The following is a 17,541-nucleotide window of genomic DNA, read 5'->3' on the forward strand; positions in this document are numbered from 1 at the left end:
CTCATCTGCATAAGCTTCAGAAGTTGCCGGGGCGCATCGTGCGGTACTTTAAACATCCTGCCATTGCTTATGCTGCCTGACCTTATGCACTCTCTATACTTGCCAGGTTAATAAGTGGCGGCACCTTCTACCTGAAATCATCTTACTCAAGGGGCAGTGGTACTGTCGCTACTCCCTTAGCTACCGAGAGTTGGAGGAAATGATGCAGGAGCACGGCATGGGAGTGGAGCATTTAACGATCAGCCGTTAGTTTTGAAGTATGCCCCGGAATTGGACAAATGCAGTCGACCCCACCCCAGGCCCACGAATCATTCCTGGAGGGTGGACAAAACTTATATCAAAGTCAGGGGAGCGTGAAAATATCTGTATTGCGCCCTGGATTCGGAGGGCAATGCCCTAGGCTTTATGCTTAGTGCCAAGCGAGATGGCAAGGCAACCGCCCGATTTTTCGCAAAGTGCTCAAACCTCAGCACGATCAGGCTCCGCGCGTAATTACTGCCGATAAAAAATGCTGCTTATTCGGTAGCAATTGAGGGGCTGCAGGAGGATGAGACAATCACCGAGGAGACCCAGTTGAGGCAGAGCAAGTATGTGAACAATATTATTGAGCAAGATCATCGAACCATCAGCGGATAGTGAGACTAATAAGGGGTTCAGGTCATTCAATAGGGCGAGGAGAACCTTGAGTGGGATCGAAGCGATGATATAGGGTTCATAAAGGACAAGTCAATGGTATTAATCAAGGGGATATTGTATTTCAGGTCAGATTTATTGAAGCAATTTTTGGAGTAGCTGCTTAAAACGATGAGATTGATAGAAATTGTTTGTCTTTAAAGAGTTTTTGCGACACAACCTGCTCGACTTCGAATTACTTCTACCATCTTTTCCGCAGCCAGGCTTAAATGCTGTCTATGGTTTGTGATAAGAACTGCCGATCGCGACAAAGAACATTCCGACACCTCTATCGTAATAAGTCTGCCAGCTTCTAAATCTTCTTGAACCAGGGAATGGGGCGCGAATGTTGCACCGAAGTTAGAAAGTAAAAGTTGCCGGACTGACTGAAAACCTTTGACCTCGGCAACGATCTTGAAACGATGCTGATGAATTTGATAAATCTTCTCAACGATATTACCAATTCCACAAGGGCTGCTACCGAATGTTGATTTCTGCCGATGCAGAACAAGCGGTAGTGTTTCAATCTCCTCCAGGTAAAGTTTCTTAGAAGTGGCTAAAGGATGGGTTGCACCAATCACTAGCAGAATTGGTTCCTCGTAAAGCACTTCACAGGTTACATTGTCTTGAGGAAAAGGGAGTGACAAAATCGCTAAATCAAGCAAGCCTTGCTCTATTTGCTTAATTAGCCCCTCTGTATAGTCTTCTAAAATTTTTACATGAACTTGAGGATACTGTTGATGATAACGGCTTAACATCTGAGATAAAAATCGCTGTGACGAGGAAGGAGTTAACCCTAGCGTTACAATGCCTGTCACTGCTTGAGACATCCTTGCAACTGCAAATGCACCATCTTGCATTGCTTGTAAAGAATCTCGGCAATAGCGGATGAATACCCTACCTTCCTCTGTTAAATAAACCCCATTCGATCGCCGATGTAGAAGTTGAACTCCTAAAAACCGCTCAAGTCTCTGAATGTGCTGACTCACAGTAGGCTGCGATAAATTCAGCGCAACTGCTGCATCTGTAAAGCTATTTTTCTCCGCAACTTCAACAAATGAAATCAAGGCTGAAAAATCTAGATGCCCCACCTTGTGTTTATTCATTTTTCGGCTACTCTACAGGTAAATCTATTGGCTGGCAATATTTCTGCTCAGGGATAAAATTAACGCATTAAACTGAAATAGCTTCAGGCACGTATTTTCAGGACAATCTAAATCTGCCAAGCCTACTTTTCTGTATTATTAACTACATTAAAGTCAGTGAACTCTTCTAAGCCAGGGAGCACTTAATTTCGCCACAATATTGCTCTGTTTGTTAAAAAATATACAGGCAAACCCTAAGATAGGTAATTCAGCATAGGTAATTCTGCGCCGGCCGAATGATATTCGATAAAGAAGGCGCTATTGGATTCACAAATAGCAGGAATTCTAGAACGTAATCGGAAATGTGATGAAAAGTACGATTCCAGCCGTCTCAATCCCCTAACTTGATTTTGGATTTCAAGGGTTGGAGGCAAAGAGTTGCTATCATTCCAGCCGCAGAACTCCTGTAGCGCATTGGGGTTCAACTCAAGTGTGTTCGGCAGGTTGAGTCGGTGTCACACAAGGGAACACGACGGAAGATGAACTGGCTTTCTAGCAAAATAGAGCTACGTGAAATCAGCCATGTTTTTCAAAGCCACGATCGAAGGCCAGTCAATGCTTTGGAAGACATCAGTCTGCAAGTTTCAGCAGGTCGCTTTGTCAGCTTGATTGGACCTTCTGGAAGTGGAAAGACAACGCTGTTTAACATTATTGCGGGCTTGCAGCAGCCTACAGCAGGTCAAGTTTTAATTGACGAGCGGGATGTCACAGGCAAAATTGGGCTGGTAAGCTACATGATGCAGAAAGACCTGCTCCTTCCCTGGCGAACTGTTTTAGACAACGTTGTATTGGGGATGGAACTTCAGGGGATTTCCATTAGTAAAGCTAGACAGTTGGCCCTGCCATATCTTTATCAGTATGGCCTGGGTGGGTTTGAGAATCATTATCCGGCTGAATTGTCAGGCGGAATGCGTCAGCGAGCAGCGTTGCTACGTACTTTGCTGTGTCATACTGAGTTAATTTTATTAGATGAACCCTTTGGAGCATTAGATGCACAAACCCGTGCCCAGATGCAGGAATGGCTGCTTCAGCTCTGGAGTGACTTCGGCAAAACGGTTTTATTTGTGACGCATGATGTAGACGAAGCGGTTTACCTCTCAGATGAAGTATTTGTCTTAACGGCTCGCCCCGGAACAATCAAAGCGCGGCTTGAAATATCGCTCGATCGCCCTCGTTCTCGTCAAATTGTGACTGATCCAAGCTTCATTCGTCTCAAGGAAACCTGCCTTGCACTGCTGGCGGATGAAGACATTGCAGGATCAATTTTAAAGCTCAGTCGGGATGTCGCAAGAAAAGGAAAAGCGCAGCGATGATTAGACTTCCAGTTCCGGTTAACTCGATGCGCTGGGCAAGACAAGTTTCATGCCAGGGGCGATCGCTGCCACACGAACGGATTTGGTCTAAACACATCATTGTACTTTGGCAGATCTGTATCACGATCGCTTTGTTGACAGTATGGGAATTGGGAACTCGCATCGGCTGGATCGACGCTTTTTTCTGGTCTTCCCCGTTCACCATTTTAAAGACTGGAATTGTTTTCTTTCGTCAGGGCAGTGCAGTTAGCGATATTTGGTTTACTTTTCGCTCAACGATCGCTGGATTTTTCATCGGTACAGGTCTGGGTGCAGCAATTGGGTTAACCTTCTGGTGGTCGCGCAACTATGCTGCAATTGCTCAACCGCTCATCATTGCTTTTCATGCGACTCCTAAATTGGCATTAGGTCCGCTCGTCATCCTCGTATTTGGGATGGGATTTGCTTCTAAGGTTGCAATGGCCGTCGCGTTGACAATCGTGATATCCGTCTTGACTACTTACAGCGGTATTCAAGCTGTCGATCCTGATTTACAGCAGCTCATGTACTCACTGGGAGCAACTCGATGGCAGGTTTTTACAAAAGTTGTGATTCCGTCGGTGTTACCCTGGATTATTTCGTCCCTGCGAGTCAATATTGGGCTTTCACTTTCCGGGGCGATCGTCGGTGAGTTTCTTGGATCTCAAGCAGGGTTGGGTCGGCTGATTCTTTATGCTGGGCAAACTTACGACATTGCTTTGGTCTGGGTTGGCGTACTCGTTCTCGCTGCACTTTCAGTGGTGATGTACGCCTTTGTGCAACATCTAGAACAGCTTCTGTTGAAAGGAGTAATGCATGGAACTCAGCCAATCAAGGAGTAAAACTGCCGTTCAGGGCAAAGGGCAGAAGGGATGGCTTTTCAGTGGGTGGAGTTTCAGGGGGTGGAACTTCAGTCGGTGGAGCTTCAACTTCTTATCGTGGAGATTAATGGGTTTACGATCTCAATTAAAGTGCTGGAAGCAGTTTGGGCTTATTCTGCTTGCGTTTGCAGCTTTTAGCTGTAGTGTTGCGATCGCTCCTGGGGACAGCGGTGATTTAACCAAGCTTGTGATCGCGGAACCGCTGCATGGAACCGGATATTTGCCGCTTTATGTAGGGATACATCAAGGATTCTTTGAAAAAGAAGGGCTGAACGTTGAAGTTGTGACTTTTCAGGGCGGAGGAGCGCATACCAACGCAGTGCTTGCAGGAGATGCCTGGGGATTTATTGGTGGACCTGAACGCAATGCTTTAGCCAAAATAAAAGGAGCTGAATTGCGGGCGATCGCTCATGTAGTCGATCGTGGAAATGTGTATCTTGTTGCAGGGAATCATCTCAACTTTACCCCAGCTGAACTTCAGCAAAATTTAGCAGAGCTGCTGCAGGGGAAGCGAATTGCTGTCAGCCACTTTGGTAGCACTCCAAATTCTATCTTGCGCTATGTTTTATCAAAGAAGGGGTTGGACCCGCAGAAAGACGCAGTACTGATTGAAGGAGAGCATACGGCAGCACTTGCCGCAGTGAAAACTAAACAAGCAGACTTTGCGATCACAACAGAGCCAATCTTAACGCAAGGAATTCGTCAGGGAATCTGGGGCGAACCCGTCTACAGCATTCCAGAAGAGTTGGGTTCGTATGCTTTCTCTACGATTAATGTCCACAAACAGACGATCGATCGGGAACCTGAAACCGTAGAGCGTTTTACCCGCGCACTGTATCGATCGATCCGATTTGTTTACGACAATCCAGATGAAGCATTTGAGATTGCGACGAAAGAATTTCCAATGATGCCAAAAGATGACCTAAAGGCAACACTCGATCGAGCCTTTGCGGATCAGCTCTGGAGCTCAGACGGTATTGTTAAACCTGAAGCGTGGAAGACGGGACATGCGGTAGTGCGAAAGGCAAATATCTTAAAAGAAGATGTTTCCTATGATGCGGTGATTGACATGCGTTTTATGCAAGCAGCAATTTCTAGCTCCCGTTTGTAAGATAATCACCACGTTCATTTTATCCTTCAACGAAATTAACCATGCAACCCTGGGACGGCATTATTTCAAACGTGGATATGATGAGCTTTCGTTCTGGTTTTCGGGGGATAGAATGCTCTCTGGAAGCCGGAGTAAAACCTGCTCTGATCATCGTAGACATGACACGAGCTTTTGTTGACAGTCGCTATCCAACGGGATGGAGTGAAACAGGGTATCCCGCAGTTGCAGCTAACCGCAAGCTATTGAATGTTGCCCGAAAAGCGACTATTCCTATTTATTTCACAAAGGGCTATGCAGAACCAGATTATAAACCTAAACCCGTCCAGCGAGGACGATGGAAAACTGGAAAACGACCTCTCGTTGATCCAGCTTTACCCCCTGGGGATGTTATTGTCGAGAACTTAACTCCACTTCCGGGAGAAATTGTAATTGACAAGCAGTCAAAGCCCAGCGGTTTTTTTGGAACCCCCCTAGCGTCTTATCTCGTTTATGAAGGAGTGGATACGGTAATCGTTACTGGAATGACGACGAGTGGCTGTGTGCGGGCAACGGTGCTAGATGCTTTCCAGTACAATTTCAATGTCATCATTCCCCATGAATGCTGCGCCGATCGCAGTCAAATTTCTCACAAAGTAAGCTTATTTGATCTACACATGAAATATGCAGATGTTGTTTCTGTGGATATCGCGATCGATTATTTGATGCAGGTTGCGGGAGCAATCTCAATCGCTGATCCAGTATAGGCAGCTGTCTGATAGTGGTTATATAAAACTTACTTCAGAATTAACAAGGCTTACGGAGCGAAACCGGGCAACGATCGCAAATGACCTGTAAGCCTTGCTGTTTGTCAGTAAAACAATATATGTTTTCATGCGACATCATCCTGAAAGCACAGGGTTTATGCTGGTTTTACGGCAACAGCCAGCCTTAATTCCTCTGCTTATCATTGTTATGTGCGTAATGATGGGTATGGGATTGCTTGTTCCCGTACTCTCTCTTTATGCCTCCAGTTTTAATGTCAGTACCGTAATGGTTGGGATGACCGTTACCGTGTTTGGATTTGCTCGCTTATTAGTTGACATTCCAGCAGGAACACTTTCAGAACGGTATGGACGACGAAGATTATTGTGGAGTGGTCCCGGACTTCTGGCAATTGCATCTTTTGCAGCAGGAGCAAGCCATAGTTTCACCTGGCTCCTGGCCTGGCGATTTGTACAAGGCGTTGGGTCAGCTCTTTACATGACTGCAGCAATGGCAGCCGTGGCAGACCTCAGCACCCCTGAAACTCGCGGTCGAACAATGGCACTTTACCAGACCGCGCTGCTAACGGGCACTTCACTAGGACCTGTTGTGGGCGGTTTTGCTGCCAGTACTTGGGGGTATGCGGCTCCGTTCTGGCTATTTGGTGTTGTCTCTGCAATCGCGGCATTGATTGCATTCTGCTCGGTTTCAGAAACACTCAACCGGGACTTGACAGTCAACTCTGTTTCCGGAGAACGGAAATCTCTCGGAGGACTCAACGACCTGAAATTACTGATGTCCAGCCGCAAATTTTTGCTGATTACCGTTGTTTCGTTTGCTATCTTCTTTACCCGAACCGCTGCAAAGTTCACGCTGATTCCATTAATTGGACTCAATCGGTTTCAGATGAACTCAGATAAGATCGGGCTAATCTTAACGATCGCAACACTGGCTAATTTTCTGGCCCTGCCGCTTGCCGGAAGAATGATGGACAGGTATGGCCGGAAAATTGTGATTGTTCCCGCTCAAACAGCTTGTGCCGCTGCTTTAATTCTCGTTGCCTGGTCGCCGATTCCCAGTCTTTTCTGGATTGCTATCGTTATTCTGGGAGTTGCAATGGGAATTAGTTCTCCTGCTGCTGCTGCCTATGCTGCCGATGTTACGCCTCAAGCCAGATTCGGACCTGCAATGGGACTTTTAAGAGCTATCAGCGATTTGGGATTTATGGTTGGTCCCGTTCTCGTTGGCGCAGTTGCTGATTTAACTCCTTATACGCTTGCTGGTGGCCTGATGTTTAACAGCATTTTGGTGATTATCTCAACGCTGTTTTTTGCAGTCCTGACAAGAGAAACGCAGCCTACTGAAACATAAAAGATATTTCGCACCCTGAGCTTCACAAAATATTTCTAAATATATCAGTTTGTCTATTGTAATTTGTCTATTGAGGAGCGGCATACCGTTCATTGCAAAATCCAATTAAATATGTTGCTATGTACACTACTTGCATTACTCTGTTTACCCAATAATTACATTAATTTCTCAGAAAATCTTGGGTGCATGAGTTAAGTGAGGAGTAAATTAGAAATGAACAAACTTATCCATCGTCTATTACCAGGAATATTTCTGGTAAGTCCTGCTGCTCTTGCTGCCCCATTCGCGGTTTATTCTTTACCCGTTACTTCCTTAGCCACAAACTCTTCCGAAGTCAGGGTTGCTCAAGCCGAAACAGCTACCGAACTGCCGAAAGTAAAAATCTTGACAACGGGAGGAACGATCGCTAGCCGTGGAGCAACGCCACTCACTTTGTCAGACTATACAGCTGGTCGAGTTGAAGGGAATGCGCTGGTCGAAGCTGTACCAGAGATTCAAAACTTTGCCAACGTTGAAGTTGAAGAAATTGCCAATATCGGTAGTCCTGATATGACTAGCGAAATCTGGCTAAAAATGGCAAAGCGAATTAACGAAATTTTTGCCACCGAGCCAGACGTAGCAGGGGTTGTGATTACGCATGGAACCAATACGCTGGAAGAAACTTCCTTCTTTTTGCATCTTACGGTTCAATCAGATAAACCTGTCGTTTTGGTAGGGGCGCAACGACCTGCAACTGCAATTAGTGCGGATGGTCCACTCAATTTAATCAACGCTGTTCGGGTTGCTGCGGCTCCTCATTCGCGAGGAATGGGCGCACTACTCGTCATGAACGACCAAATCAACTCTGCTAGAGATGTCACAAAAACAAATACGTTTCGCCTGGAAACTTTTCAATCTGGTGAATTAGGGTTTCTTGGCTATGCAGACTCCGATCGCGTTGTGTACTACCGTTCTCCAATGCGTCGCCATACCGTGCGGTCGGAATTTGATATTACCAGTGTGACGGAACTACCGAGAGTAGACGTTGTTTACTCCTACGCTGAAGCATCTCGTGACACAGTTGATGCGCTAGTCGAAGCAGGGACGAAGGGCATTATTTTGGCAGGAACAGGAGCGGGCGGAGCAGCACCCCGTGAGTTTGAAGGGTTAAAGGAAGCTGTTCAACGTGGAGTCACTGTGATTGCATCAAGCCGAGTTGGCAACGGGCGAGTTCTCGATCGCCAGAGATATGTCGATGCAGGGATTATTCCCGGCGATAATCTACTGCCTCAAAAGGCCCGTATCTTGCTGATGTTAGCGTTAACGCAAACCAGTGATCCGGCTGAGATTCGCCGCATTTTTGAGGAATACTAATCAACAGGAAATCTACCATGATAACGACAACCCGGCTATCAGCCCCCACTTCATTCAAGCTGATAGAGGCAACGATTGAGGAAATTACGAAAGCTTTTGAATTTGAAGCTCTGACGGCTGAACAGCTTGTACAGCTTTATTTAAACCGAATTGAAGCTTACGATCAGCAGGGACCGACACTCAACTCCATGATTAGTGTCAACCCAAGCGCACTTGAAACGGCTCGACAATTAGATGAAGAGCGTCGGTCAGGAACGCTAAAGGGACCGTTGCACGGCATTCCAATCGTGCTCAAAGATAACTTTGACACCTTTGATTTGCCAACGACAGCTGGTTCTATCGTTCTGAAAGACTCGGTTCCGCCAGATGATGCGCGTTCAGTAGAGCTGTTGCGAGAAGATGGAGCCATCATTTTAGGTAAAGCTAATATGCGTGAGTTCGCTGCTAGAGGCGGGCTGGGCGTTTACACAGAGTATGGAGGCGAGACTCGTAACCCTTATAACTTTAACCGGAACGCATCTGGTTCCAGTGGCGGCACGGGGGCAGCGATCGCCGCTAATTTTGCAGTTCTTGGCACTGGAAGTGATACTGGTGGTTCTATTCGTGGGCCTTCCTCTTTCAATGGTTTGGTGGGTATTCGTCCTACACGTGGATTGATTCCCCTGGATGGTATTGTTCCTTTTGCCCTTTCCCGTGATGGAATTGGGCCAATGGCACGAACCGTCACCGATGCTGCTGTTGCTCTAGGATCGATGGTGCAATACGATCCTAACGACCCTATTTTTAAAACTCCTATTCCAGCTCCTCAAGCACAACCCGACAAATTTTTTGAGGATTACACCCAATTCCTACAGCCTGATGCATTGAAAGGGGCACGGATTGGGGTAGGTCGTGTCTGGTTTGGGGGTGATCCGGAAGTCGATCGCCTGATCGATGAGGCTATTCAGGTAATGGAAGATCTGGGAGCCACGATCGTTGAACTCGATTTATCAAACGAGTTGCTAACCACCATGATCAATGCCTCACGATCAATTGGGTTAGCGGAGTTCCCATCTCAGCTCGCTGAGTACCTGTCTACTTTGGAGGAGGGCTATCCTAAGACGCTGGATGATATTATCGCGATCGCAGAATCGCCAGAATTTGCGGATTTAGTGCCACCCTCCAGATTGCAAGGGTTAAAGAATATTCGAGATTACGGTGGACTGGAAAATCCTGAGTACATTGACGTAGTGCAGAATGTTATTCCTGCATTGCGAGAGACGTTCTTTGATATTTATGAAAGCAATGATATTGACACGATTGTCTTTCCAACAACCAGAACGTTTGCTTCCCCCTTTGAAGGAGTGACCGATCCCACTTTCGTAGAAGTGTTACCAGCACCGCCAATTCGTGGTGTAGAGATTGCTAGTCTGCTTGGTTTCTCAGATATCACGGTTCCAGCAGGCTTGAGTGAAGACGGCTTACCAATTACCATTTCCTTTACAGGAGTTCCTTACAGTGAGCCGGCCTTACTGGGTTTAGCCTATTCCTTTGAGCAAGCAACCCAACACCGAGCTGCCTCTCCGCTATTGCCCGCACTTGAAGGTGAAGAATTTGAGTACGTGACAGAAGTGCTGGTTGCAGGGGATGCCGCAAATGACGTTATTGTTGCAAAGCAGATTACTGATTTTGACGGTAATGGGGATATTGTTTTCTCAGGCGATGGTAATGACTCGATCGATACAACTCCAGCCTTAACAGGTCGCAATCGTCTCTATGCAGGAAATGGTGCGGATAAGGTATTGGCAAGCCGAAACGATCAGGTCTTTGGAGAAGCGGGAGCAGATATTTTAGATGCCTCAAAAGGACGAGGTGACAACTTACTTTACGGCGGCTTAAACAATGATGAACTTTTTGCAGGAACGAGAGATCAGCTTTTTGGTGATGAGGGAGACGACAAACTATACGTTGGTGAATTAGGAGATAATTTACTGACAGGAGGCACAGGAACAGACCAGTTTTGGATTGCTAAGGCAAAACTACCAATCAGCAAAAACACGATCGCAGATTATGAGATTGGAACGGACGTGATTGGAATTAGTGATTTAAGCCTGCGTTTCACAGATTTATCCTTCAGCCAGGTCGGGCAAAATACAGATATCCGTGTGGGCGATGCAGTTGTAGCAACGCTGTTGAATACTGAGGCAGATGCATTAACAGCAAATAACTTTGTGTTTGTTTAGAAGATGCTTTGAGAGTATTCAATGTGCTGCATTCATCTTGCAGCCTGTAATTCCAGAGGATTCCTGACTCAGTTTCCATTTAAAGTTTCTCAAGTTTAGGGAACTTTGGAAACGGTTCGAGTCACCCTTTGCCTCAACCTTCATTTTGAAAATTCAAGACTTTCTAGAAGTTGTAATGAGGCACACTTTTCTGCTGCTTTTAACTACTAGTATTTCCAATTGAGGAGATTTGTTCTATGACATCTAAGCCTTCATTGCTAGACTTAACCATTTCAGAAGCACAAGCTGCAATGGCGAGCGGAGAACTCTCAGCTGTAGAGTTAACTCAGTACTATCTCGATCGAATTTCGGTATATGACGATGAACTCACTGGAACCTATCTCAACTCCGTTGCCACTCTCAGTCCCGATGCGCTTGAACAGGCTGAAAGACTAGACCAGTTGCGCGCCGAAGGCACAATTCTTGGACCACTGCACGGCGTTCCTATAATGGTCAAGGATTCATACAACGTAGCAGGATTAGCAACCACAGGTGCAGTTCGAGGTTTTGAGAATTTTGTTTCAGACGACGATGCATTTGTAGTAGAGAAATTGCGAGAAGCAGGCGCGATTATCCTGGGCAAAACAAACATGGACAGCTTTGCCAGTGGTGTTCGCGGCTTTAGCAACTTGTTTGGTGGCACTCGCAATCCCTACAATCTGAACAAGGAAACAGGAGGATCAAGCTCTGGTACTGGATCTGCAATCGCAGCAAACTTTGCAATTGCAGGAATGGGGGGCGAGACGGGAGGATCAATCGTTATCCCCAGTGCAGCAAATTCGCTTGTCGGAATTAAGCCGAGCCGGGGACTTGTCTCAGTTGATGGAACTATTCCACTTTCCCCATTTCGGGATGTGATTGGTCCCATGACGCGCAGTGTGACAGACACAGCAATCATGATGGATGTACTGGCGCAGGAAGATCCGGAAGATCTCTGGTATTCCTATAAACCAGAGGGGGCTAACGATCGCCCAGAGTCCTACGCATCGCCAGAGGTTTTGAACGAAAAGGCATTAGAAGGAAAAGTTCTTGCCGTTCCCAAAATATATGTTGGTAAGGATCAAAAATTGGGAGAAGGATTTGAGCTTGATCCTGAAATTGAAAAGCTATTTGAGGATGCCAAGCAAACTCTGAAAGAGCAGGGCGCAACTGTAATTGAGGTAGACACAGCCCCTTACCTTTCTAAATGGATCAATCGTGAGGAAGAGTGGGATTATGGCTGGTCCGACGAACAGTTTCCTAATTGGAATCGAGAAAGCGCTGCCTACTATCTGGAAGAATTTATCAAAGATCTCAACAATCCAGAAATTGACTCACTGCTAGATGTAAAAACTGCGATTACTGGAGAGTTTTCCGATACTGCTCTAGTTCAAACTCTAGAAGCTCTTGAAAAAGGAACCCCTCGCTCATTTGAAGACGAAGCCCTACAGACTGTTCTGAAAGCATTGGAGCAATGGCGCGTCAATGATTTTGAACCCTTTGTTAAAAAACAGGGTATTGATGCGTTTGTGTTTCCGACTCTACGTGCTGCAATCCCAGATGAATCTGGACCAACAGGACCTATTCCCTTTAATCGAAACGCTGATGCTGAATCAAACGTGATGGGCTTACCCGTTGTCACAGTTCCAATGGGATATACGAAGGGCAGTGCTCCTGCTTCCCTCAGTTTTATGGGAGATTACTACGGTGAAGCAGAAATTTTAGGCTACGCTTTCGACTTTGAGCAAGCTACAAAGTACCGCAAAACACCTGGTACAACACCCGATCTCACAGCTGTTGATAAATTACTTTATGGAGGAACTGGTAGCGATCGAAATATAGGGAAGACATTCATTCTGAAGACAGGTTTGGGAAGAGATGTGATTGAAGATTACAAAGTTGAATTAGACCAGTTTAAGCTGAGTCAGGAAGTCCAATTTGATGATTTGATAATTACTCAAGTTGGACAGAATACTCGTATTCTGCTGGATAAGGACGTGTTAGTAGTTTTGAAAGGAGTTGATGCTGATCTGATCACAGCAAGTGAATTCGCTTAAACGCGATAGATAACCTTGTAGCAAGCCTATCGTAACTAAGCCGGGCTTTGCTCGGCTCTGTTTATCGGATGCAAGGAAACTGCCAGAACTGGGTACTCAAATTGAGGGTAGGAGCCCCGGCTTGATAAACTGACTACTGCCCTCAACCTTCAACTTCATTGAGGTGCCCGCTGATATCGTGTTCCAAGTGCTGCTGTGTCGGTTGCGCTACAAGCTCAGCTTTCGGGATATTGCCGAATTCTTCTTACTGTAAAGGTTCGAGTCTAGGCATGAAACAGTGCGGGTTGGCTTCTGGAGAAGTCGATTGACGGTTTGAATTCACGACTTGAATCACACCGCGATACATATTCATGCCGCAGGTAAAGGGATAGTCACCGGGCTGTTGGGGGGTAAATTCGATCGCCGTGCGTTTATTGAACGGCAGGTCTTTCGCAATCCGAAAGTCTGGGATGAGAACCTGCTCTAAACAACGGGTGGGATCTTTGCGGAAGAAGTTGAGCCGCACCGGTTGCCCTGCCTGAACCACGATGCGATTTGGCTCATAGCCACCATCAACTGCAATATCAAGTTCCTGAATACCTTTTTGAGACTGTGCCTTTTGCGATCTGGGTTTCCTTCCCAAAAACCACCACAGTTCCAATCCGATCAAACCCACTCCGCCTGCGGTGACTCCCAGCTTTACGCCCAGAGGTTGCTCAATTTTCTGGAATTCTGGTGTAGAGGTCGAACCATGTGGCATTTCCATGCTGGCTTCAGGAGCGGCAACACCTGCTTCCACAACGGTTAATGCAATCGTCCCACCCCCTCCAAACACTAGCCCAAAGCCTGCCAGCGTTCCAATTAATCGACGGAATTTCATCGTTCTATCATCCTTCTACTGAATGTGCTTAGGCTGAAAATTTCGCAGACGCAGGGCATTGCTGACTACAGATACCGAACTGAATGCCATTGCTGCACCTGCAATTACAGGACTGAGCAGCCAGCCGAAGAACGGATACAGGATGCCAGCGGCGATCGGAATGCCAGCGACGTTGTAGACGAAAGCAAAAAACAAATTTTGCCGAATGTTTCGCAGTGTGGCGCGCGAGAGTTGAATGGCGGTCACGATTCCCTGCAAGTCGCCTGAAATGAGCGTGATGTCACTGGCAGCGATCGCCACATCGGTCCCAGTTCCGATCGCAATTCCGACATCGGCTTGAGCTAGGGCAGGCGCATCGTTGATGCCGTCTCCCACCATTGCAACAATCTTGCCTTCCGACTGGAGCGATTGAACAGTAGCGGCCTTCTGGTCAGGACGGACTTCTGCCAGGACTCGGACAATTCCCACTTCGCGGGCAATCGCTTCTGCGGTGCGCTGGTTGTCGCCTGTGAGCATCACGACCTGCAAACCTAATCGCTTGAGGGCGCGTACTGCCGCTATAGAAGAAGGTTTCAGGGCATCTGCGATGCCGACTACGCCCTGCATTTTGCCATCCACTGCCAGCCAGACGGCAGTTTTTCCGGCAGCTTCGAGCTGATCTTTGTGTTCCTGGAGAGCTTGCGTATCAATGTTTAGTTCACGCATCCAGCGTCCCGTACCAATCTGCACCAGATGACCAGAAACGTATCCCTCAACGCCACTTCCAGCGATCGCCTCAAACTCCTGAACGTCTTTTAGTTCAACCTGCTGAGATTCGGCATAGCGTACCACGGCTTCTGCGAGGGGATGTTCTGAATTATGCTCAAGGGATGCAGCAAGCTGTATGAGTTTTATCTCGTTGCCGTTCGCAATTCCGTTCACGGTGATGAAATTTGTGACCGTGGGTTTACCCTGCGTCAGCGTTCCCGTTTTGTCTAACACGATCGTCTGAATTTTGTGTGCCAGCTCTAAACTTTCGGCTCCTTTGATTAAAATTCCGTTTTCTGCGCCTTTGCCCGTGCCCACCATAATCGAGGTTGGTGTAGCCAGTCCGAGTGCACAGGGGCAGGCAATAATCAGGACTTCAACCGTGGTGATAATCGCCAGCGTCAGGTTGCCCATGACGTTAAACCAGATTAGGAAGGTGAGCAAGGCGATCGCAATCACCACGGGGACGAACCAGCCCGTCACCTGATCTGCAAGTCGCTGAATCGGAGCTTTTGATCCCTGCGCTTCCTGCACCAGTTTGACGATCTGCGCCAGAAATGTATCCTTTCCCACTCGCGTCGCGCGAAACTGAAAACTGCCTGTTTTATTAATGGTCGCGCCGATCACTTCATCGCCTGCCTGCTTTTTAACCGGAATGCTTTCCCCGGTCACCATCGACTCGTCGATCGTGGAGACACCGTTAACAATCTCTCCGTCCACCGGAATCTTCTCGCCAGGACGCACCGCAACGATATCACCTGGCAACACCTCATTGATTGGTACTTCCTGCTCTTTGCCATTACGAACGATGCGGGCAGTCCGCGCCTGCAAGCCCATTAGTTTCCGAATCGCTTCGGAGGTTTGTCCCCTTGCCCGGTTCTCAAACAGTCGCCCCAATAAAATCAGGGTAATAACGATCGCCGCAACTTCGTAGTAAACTGCCGGAGCCAGCCCCTGGGCGGTGAGAAATTCGGGAAAGATCGTGACGAACAGCGAATAAAAGTAAGCAGCACTCGTTCCCAGAGCAATCAGAGTGTCCATTGTGGCGTTGTGGCGTTTGAACGCTTTCCAGCCATTCACAAAGAACTGTTGACCGCACCAGAACAGCACCGGAGCCGTCAGCACTGCCTGAAGCCAGAAGTTGTGCAGCCAGGCAGGAATCAACGGAAGATGCAGTCCCGTCATCGTGGGCAGTCCGCCAATCATCAGAATCGCGCTAATCATGCCGCCAACCCAGACTTTGCGCCTTAGGTCACGACTTTCTGCCAGTCGAGCCGCTTTTTCAGCATCGTCTTCACCCGTCACCATTTCCTGCTCTTGTAGAGAGAAGGAGGAATAGCCGGCCTCGCTCACGGCATTCTGAATTTTTCCCAGGTCGGTGTGCTGAGGGTCGTAGACGATGCTGGCTTGCTCGGCTCCGAAGTTGACGGAGCATTCCGTTACGCCCGGAACTGATTTGATTACCTGCTCAATGTTATTGGCACAGGAAGCGCAACTCATACCGCGTAGTTTTAACGTTGCTTGGTCTGATGCCATAAATCATCTCCTTCAAAAGCTTGTGCAGTATGGAAAGCGGACAATCAAGCGATCGTGTATCCAGCAGTAACGATTGCGTCTCGAACGGCTGCTTCGTTTGCCTAAGTGTCGATGTTGACCTGTTTTGATTTGGGATCAGCGTTGATTTGGGCAGCAGGAGCGGTTCCTTGGGAGTTGCGTGAAGCGCTAACCGCCTTAACTGCCTTCGTGATTGTGGTTGCACAGGCAGAGCAAGCCATGTTAGGAACGGTAAGCTGTAGCGTCATTGTGGTTATCCTCAAACGGTCGATGTCTCAAACTGTTGATATGAGTGGATAAATTTCAGTGTGATGCTTCCAGTAGACGGGAGAGTCAAGGGAGAAACGATTAATTTTTCAAAGCAGTTTGCCAATGGGTTGGGTCAGAAAGAGAGTCTGGAACGGTATCGAGATTGGGGCAGATTGTTTCTTCCGTAACTTCAGATTGGGGAAACTCCTGCCAGCCGTTGAGCAACTGAGTTAATTGCGATCGCAGGAGTTCGAGTGATGCAATCTGCTCATGGATTTGCTGCACTTTACGCTGAAGATTCTGTTTGACCTCATCGCAGGGAAGTTGCCCCGCGTCGTGAACCTGAAGGATATCCTGAATTTCGCGTAAGCTAAGTCCCAAAGCCTGGGATTGCCGGATGAATGCCAGCCGCTGAAGAACGCTTGGCTCAAACAGACGGTAGTTGGATCCTGAACGGCTCACAGTGGGGGTTAGCAATCCTAATTCTTCGTAGTAGCGAATGGTTTTAATCGGCAATTGACTGGTCTCAGCCACTTCACCAATTTTGAGTCGCTTTTCTGTAGTGACAAGCATAACAGCACCTCCTGAACGCAGGACTAAAAGGGGTTAAGTCCTTAGCTTCATCTTGAAGCTTCCAGTCCACTGGAAAGTCAAGGGGTCATACACCAAGCTCTGTCTTAAGTTGGACTATCCAGGATTTAATCTGTTCTTCGGTCAGTTCAGCCTGGTTGTCTGCATCTAACGTCAGCCCAACGAACTCTCCCTCCCGCACTGCTTTTTACGTAAAATCAGACCAAGCTTCAAAGTAGCCGAACACTGGGTTAGAGCCGAATATCAAAGCCGACCAGTTAAGCTTGAAGATGAAGTGCGTCAGCTCAACTCTAGCGTTTTGCCGCTTGCGTTTCGGGTTGTGGCGGTTGCTTAAAACGGATCTGTTGGTGTCTGAGGGGGTGTCTGAGGCTAGTTGTTTTGAGGCTCTCAGTGAGACAAAGTTTTGAAATGGTCGCTGAGCAGCAGATTTCATGCAGCCTCTTGATATTTAGAATAAGTGCATATACACTTAAAAGTATGAAGAAACACATCGACCCAATTAACTCAACTGAACTAGGTCAAGTGGTATAGCTTTACGAGATCAGGTGAGAACGCTAAGCTAGCGAGAAACAAGCGTCTAGGAGTGCCGATGCCTTCCCCCTACAGTGATGACCTGCGGCGCAAAGCAGTTGATGCGGT

The 17,541-nt window shown here is 47.4% G+C and carries 13 protein-coding genes and 3 pseudogenes; 10 read left to right on the top strand and 6 right to left on the bottom strand.

The genetic code is table 11. From position 1 onward, the window contains the following. Positions 1-76: 76 nt before the first annotated feature. Positions 77-800, top strand: a pseudogene (locus NDA02_RS26405) (IS6 family transposase). A 30-nt stretch (positions 801-830) separates the two neighbouring features. Here the strand turns inward: NDA02_RS26405 and NDA02_RS26410 are convergent. Continuing rightward, positions 831-1,778: a LysR family transcriptional regulator gene (locus tag NDA02_RS26410; protein WP_348248251.1), complete on the bottom strand. Its 948-nt coding sequence runs from the start codon at positions 1,776-1,778 to the stop codon at positions 831-833. Between the two features lie 518 nt (positions 1,779-2,296). Here NDA02_RS26410 and NDA02_RS26415 point away from each other — a divergent pair. From NDA02_RS26415 to NDA02_RS26455, 9 genes and pseudogenes are all read left to right on the top strand, one after another. After that, entirely contained in the window at positions 2,297-3,130 is an 834-nt protein-coding gene (locus NDA02_RS26415; protein WP_190790467.1) for an ABC transporter ATP-binding protein, read from the top strand. Continuing rightward, complete coding sequence (locus tag NDA02_RS26420; RefSeq protein ID WP_348248250.1) at positions 3,127-3,990, top strand: ABC transporter permease; 864 nt, start codon at positions 3,127-3,129, stop codon at positions 3,988-3,990. Before NDA02_RS26415 ends, NDA02_RS26420 begins: the two co-directional genes overlap by 4 nt. 106 nt (positions 3,991-4,096) lie before the next feature. Then, on the top strand, positions 4,097-5,140 hold the full coding sequence (locus NDA02_RS26425) for an ABC transporter substrate-binding protein (protein ID WP_348256204.1): 1,044 nt from the start codon (positions 4,097-4,099) through the stop codon (positions 5,138-5,140). 41 nt (positions 5,141-5,181) lie between these two features. Then, on the top strand, positions 5,182-5,883 hold the full coding sequence (locus tag NDA02_RS26430; RefSeq protein WP_348256205.1) for an isochorismatase family protein: 702 nt from the start codon (positions 5,182-5,184) through the stop codon (positions 5,881-5,883). Between the two features lie 157 nt (positions 5,884-6,040). Beyond that, positions 6,041-7,252: an MFS transporter gene (locus tag NDA02_RS26435; RefSeq protein WP_348256206.1), complete on the top strand. Its 1,212-nt coding sequence runs from the start codon at positions 6,041-6,043 to the stop codon at positions 7,250-7,252. A gap of 213 nt (positions 7,253-7,465) precedes the next feature. Beyond that, the gene (locus NDA02_RS26440; protein WP_190791137.1) at positions 7,466-8,605 is read left to right on the top strand and encodes an asparaginase; all 1,140 of its coding nucleotides are present in this window, start codon (positions 7,466-7,468) and stop codon (positions 8,603-8,605) included. Between the two features lie 17 nt (positions 8,606-8,622). After that, positions 8,623-10,827, top strand: a complete 2,205-nt coding sequence (locus NDA02_RS26445; RefSeq protein ID WP_190791138.1) for an amidase family protein — start codon at positions 8,623-8,625, stop codon at positions 10,825-10,827. A 290-nt stretch (positions 10,828-11,117) separates the two neighbouring features. Then, complete coding sequence (locus tag NDA02_RS26450; protein ID WP_242067236.1) at positions 11,118-12,902, top strand: amidase; 1,785 nt, start codon at positions 11,118-11,120, stop codon at positions 12,900-12,902. A gap of 136 nt (positions 12,903-13,038) precedes the next feature. After that, a pseudogene (locus tag NDA02_RS26455) lies at positions 13,039-13,152 on the top strand (IS6 family transposase); the annotation flags it as partial. Here NDA02_RS26455 and NDA02_RS26460 read toward each other — a convergent pair. The 5 genes and pseudogenes from NDA02_RS26460 to NDA02_RS26480 form a co-directional block, all read right to left on the bottom strand. Beyond that, positions 13,147-13,761 (bottom strand): cupredoxin domain-containing protein, encoded by a 615-nt coding sequence (locus NDA02_RS26460; protein WP_190791140.1) that lies wholly within the window; start codon positions 13,759-13,761, stop codon positions 13,147-13,149. The pseudogene NDA02_RS26455 and the gene NDA02_RS26460 sit on opposite strands and share 6 nt — an antisense overlap. 15 nt (positions 13,762-13,776) lie before the next feature. Then, the gene (locus NDA02_RS26465; protein ID WP_190791141.1) at positions 13,777-16,044 is read right to left on the bottom strand and encodes a heavy metal translocating P-type ATPase; all 2,268 of its coding nucleotides are present in this window, start codon (positions 16,042-16,044) and stop codon (positions 13,777-13,779) included. A gap of 101 nt (positions 16,045-16,145) precedes the next feature. Further along, entirely contained in the window at positions 16,146-16,310 is a 165-nt protein-coding gene (locus NDA02_RS26470; RefSeq protein WP_242067235.1) for a heavy-metal-associated domain-containing protein, read from the bottom strand. A 100-nt stretch (positions 16,311-16,410) separates the two neighbouring features. Next, the gene (locus NDA02_RS26475) at positions 16,411-16,884 is read right to left on the bottom strand and encodes a heavy metal-responsive transcriptional regulator (RefSeq protein ID WP_190791143.1); all 474 of its coding nucleotides are present in this window, start codon (positions 16,882-16,884) and stop codon (positions 16,411-16,413) included. Positions 16,885-16,969: 85 nt separating this feature from the next. Then, a pseudogene (locus tag NDA02_RS26480) lies at positions 16,970-17,089 on the bottom strand (flavodoxin FldA); the annotation flags it as partial. Positions 17,090-17,541: the final 452 nt, after the last annotated feature.

Source organism: Leptolyngbya sp. ST-U4, assembly GCF_039962215.1.
In the GTDB taxonomy this organism is placed as follows: domain Bacteria; phylum Cyanobacteriota; class Cyanobacteriia; order Elainellales; family Elainellaceae; genus Leptolyngbya_A.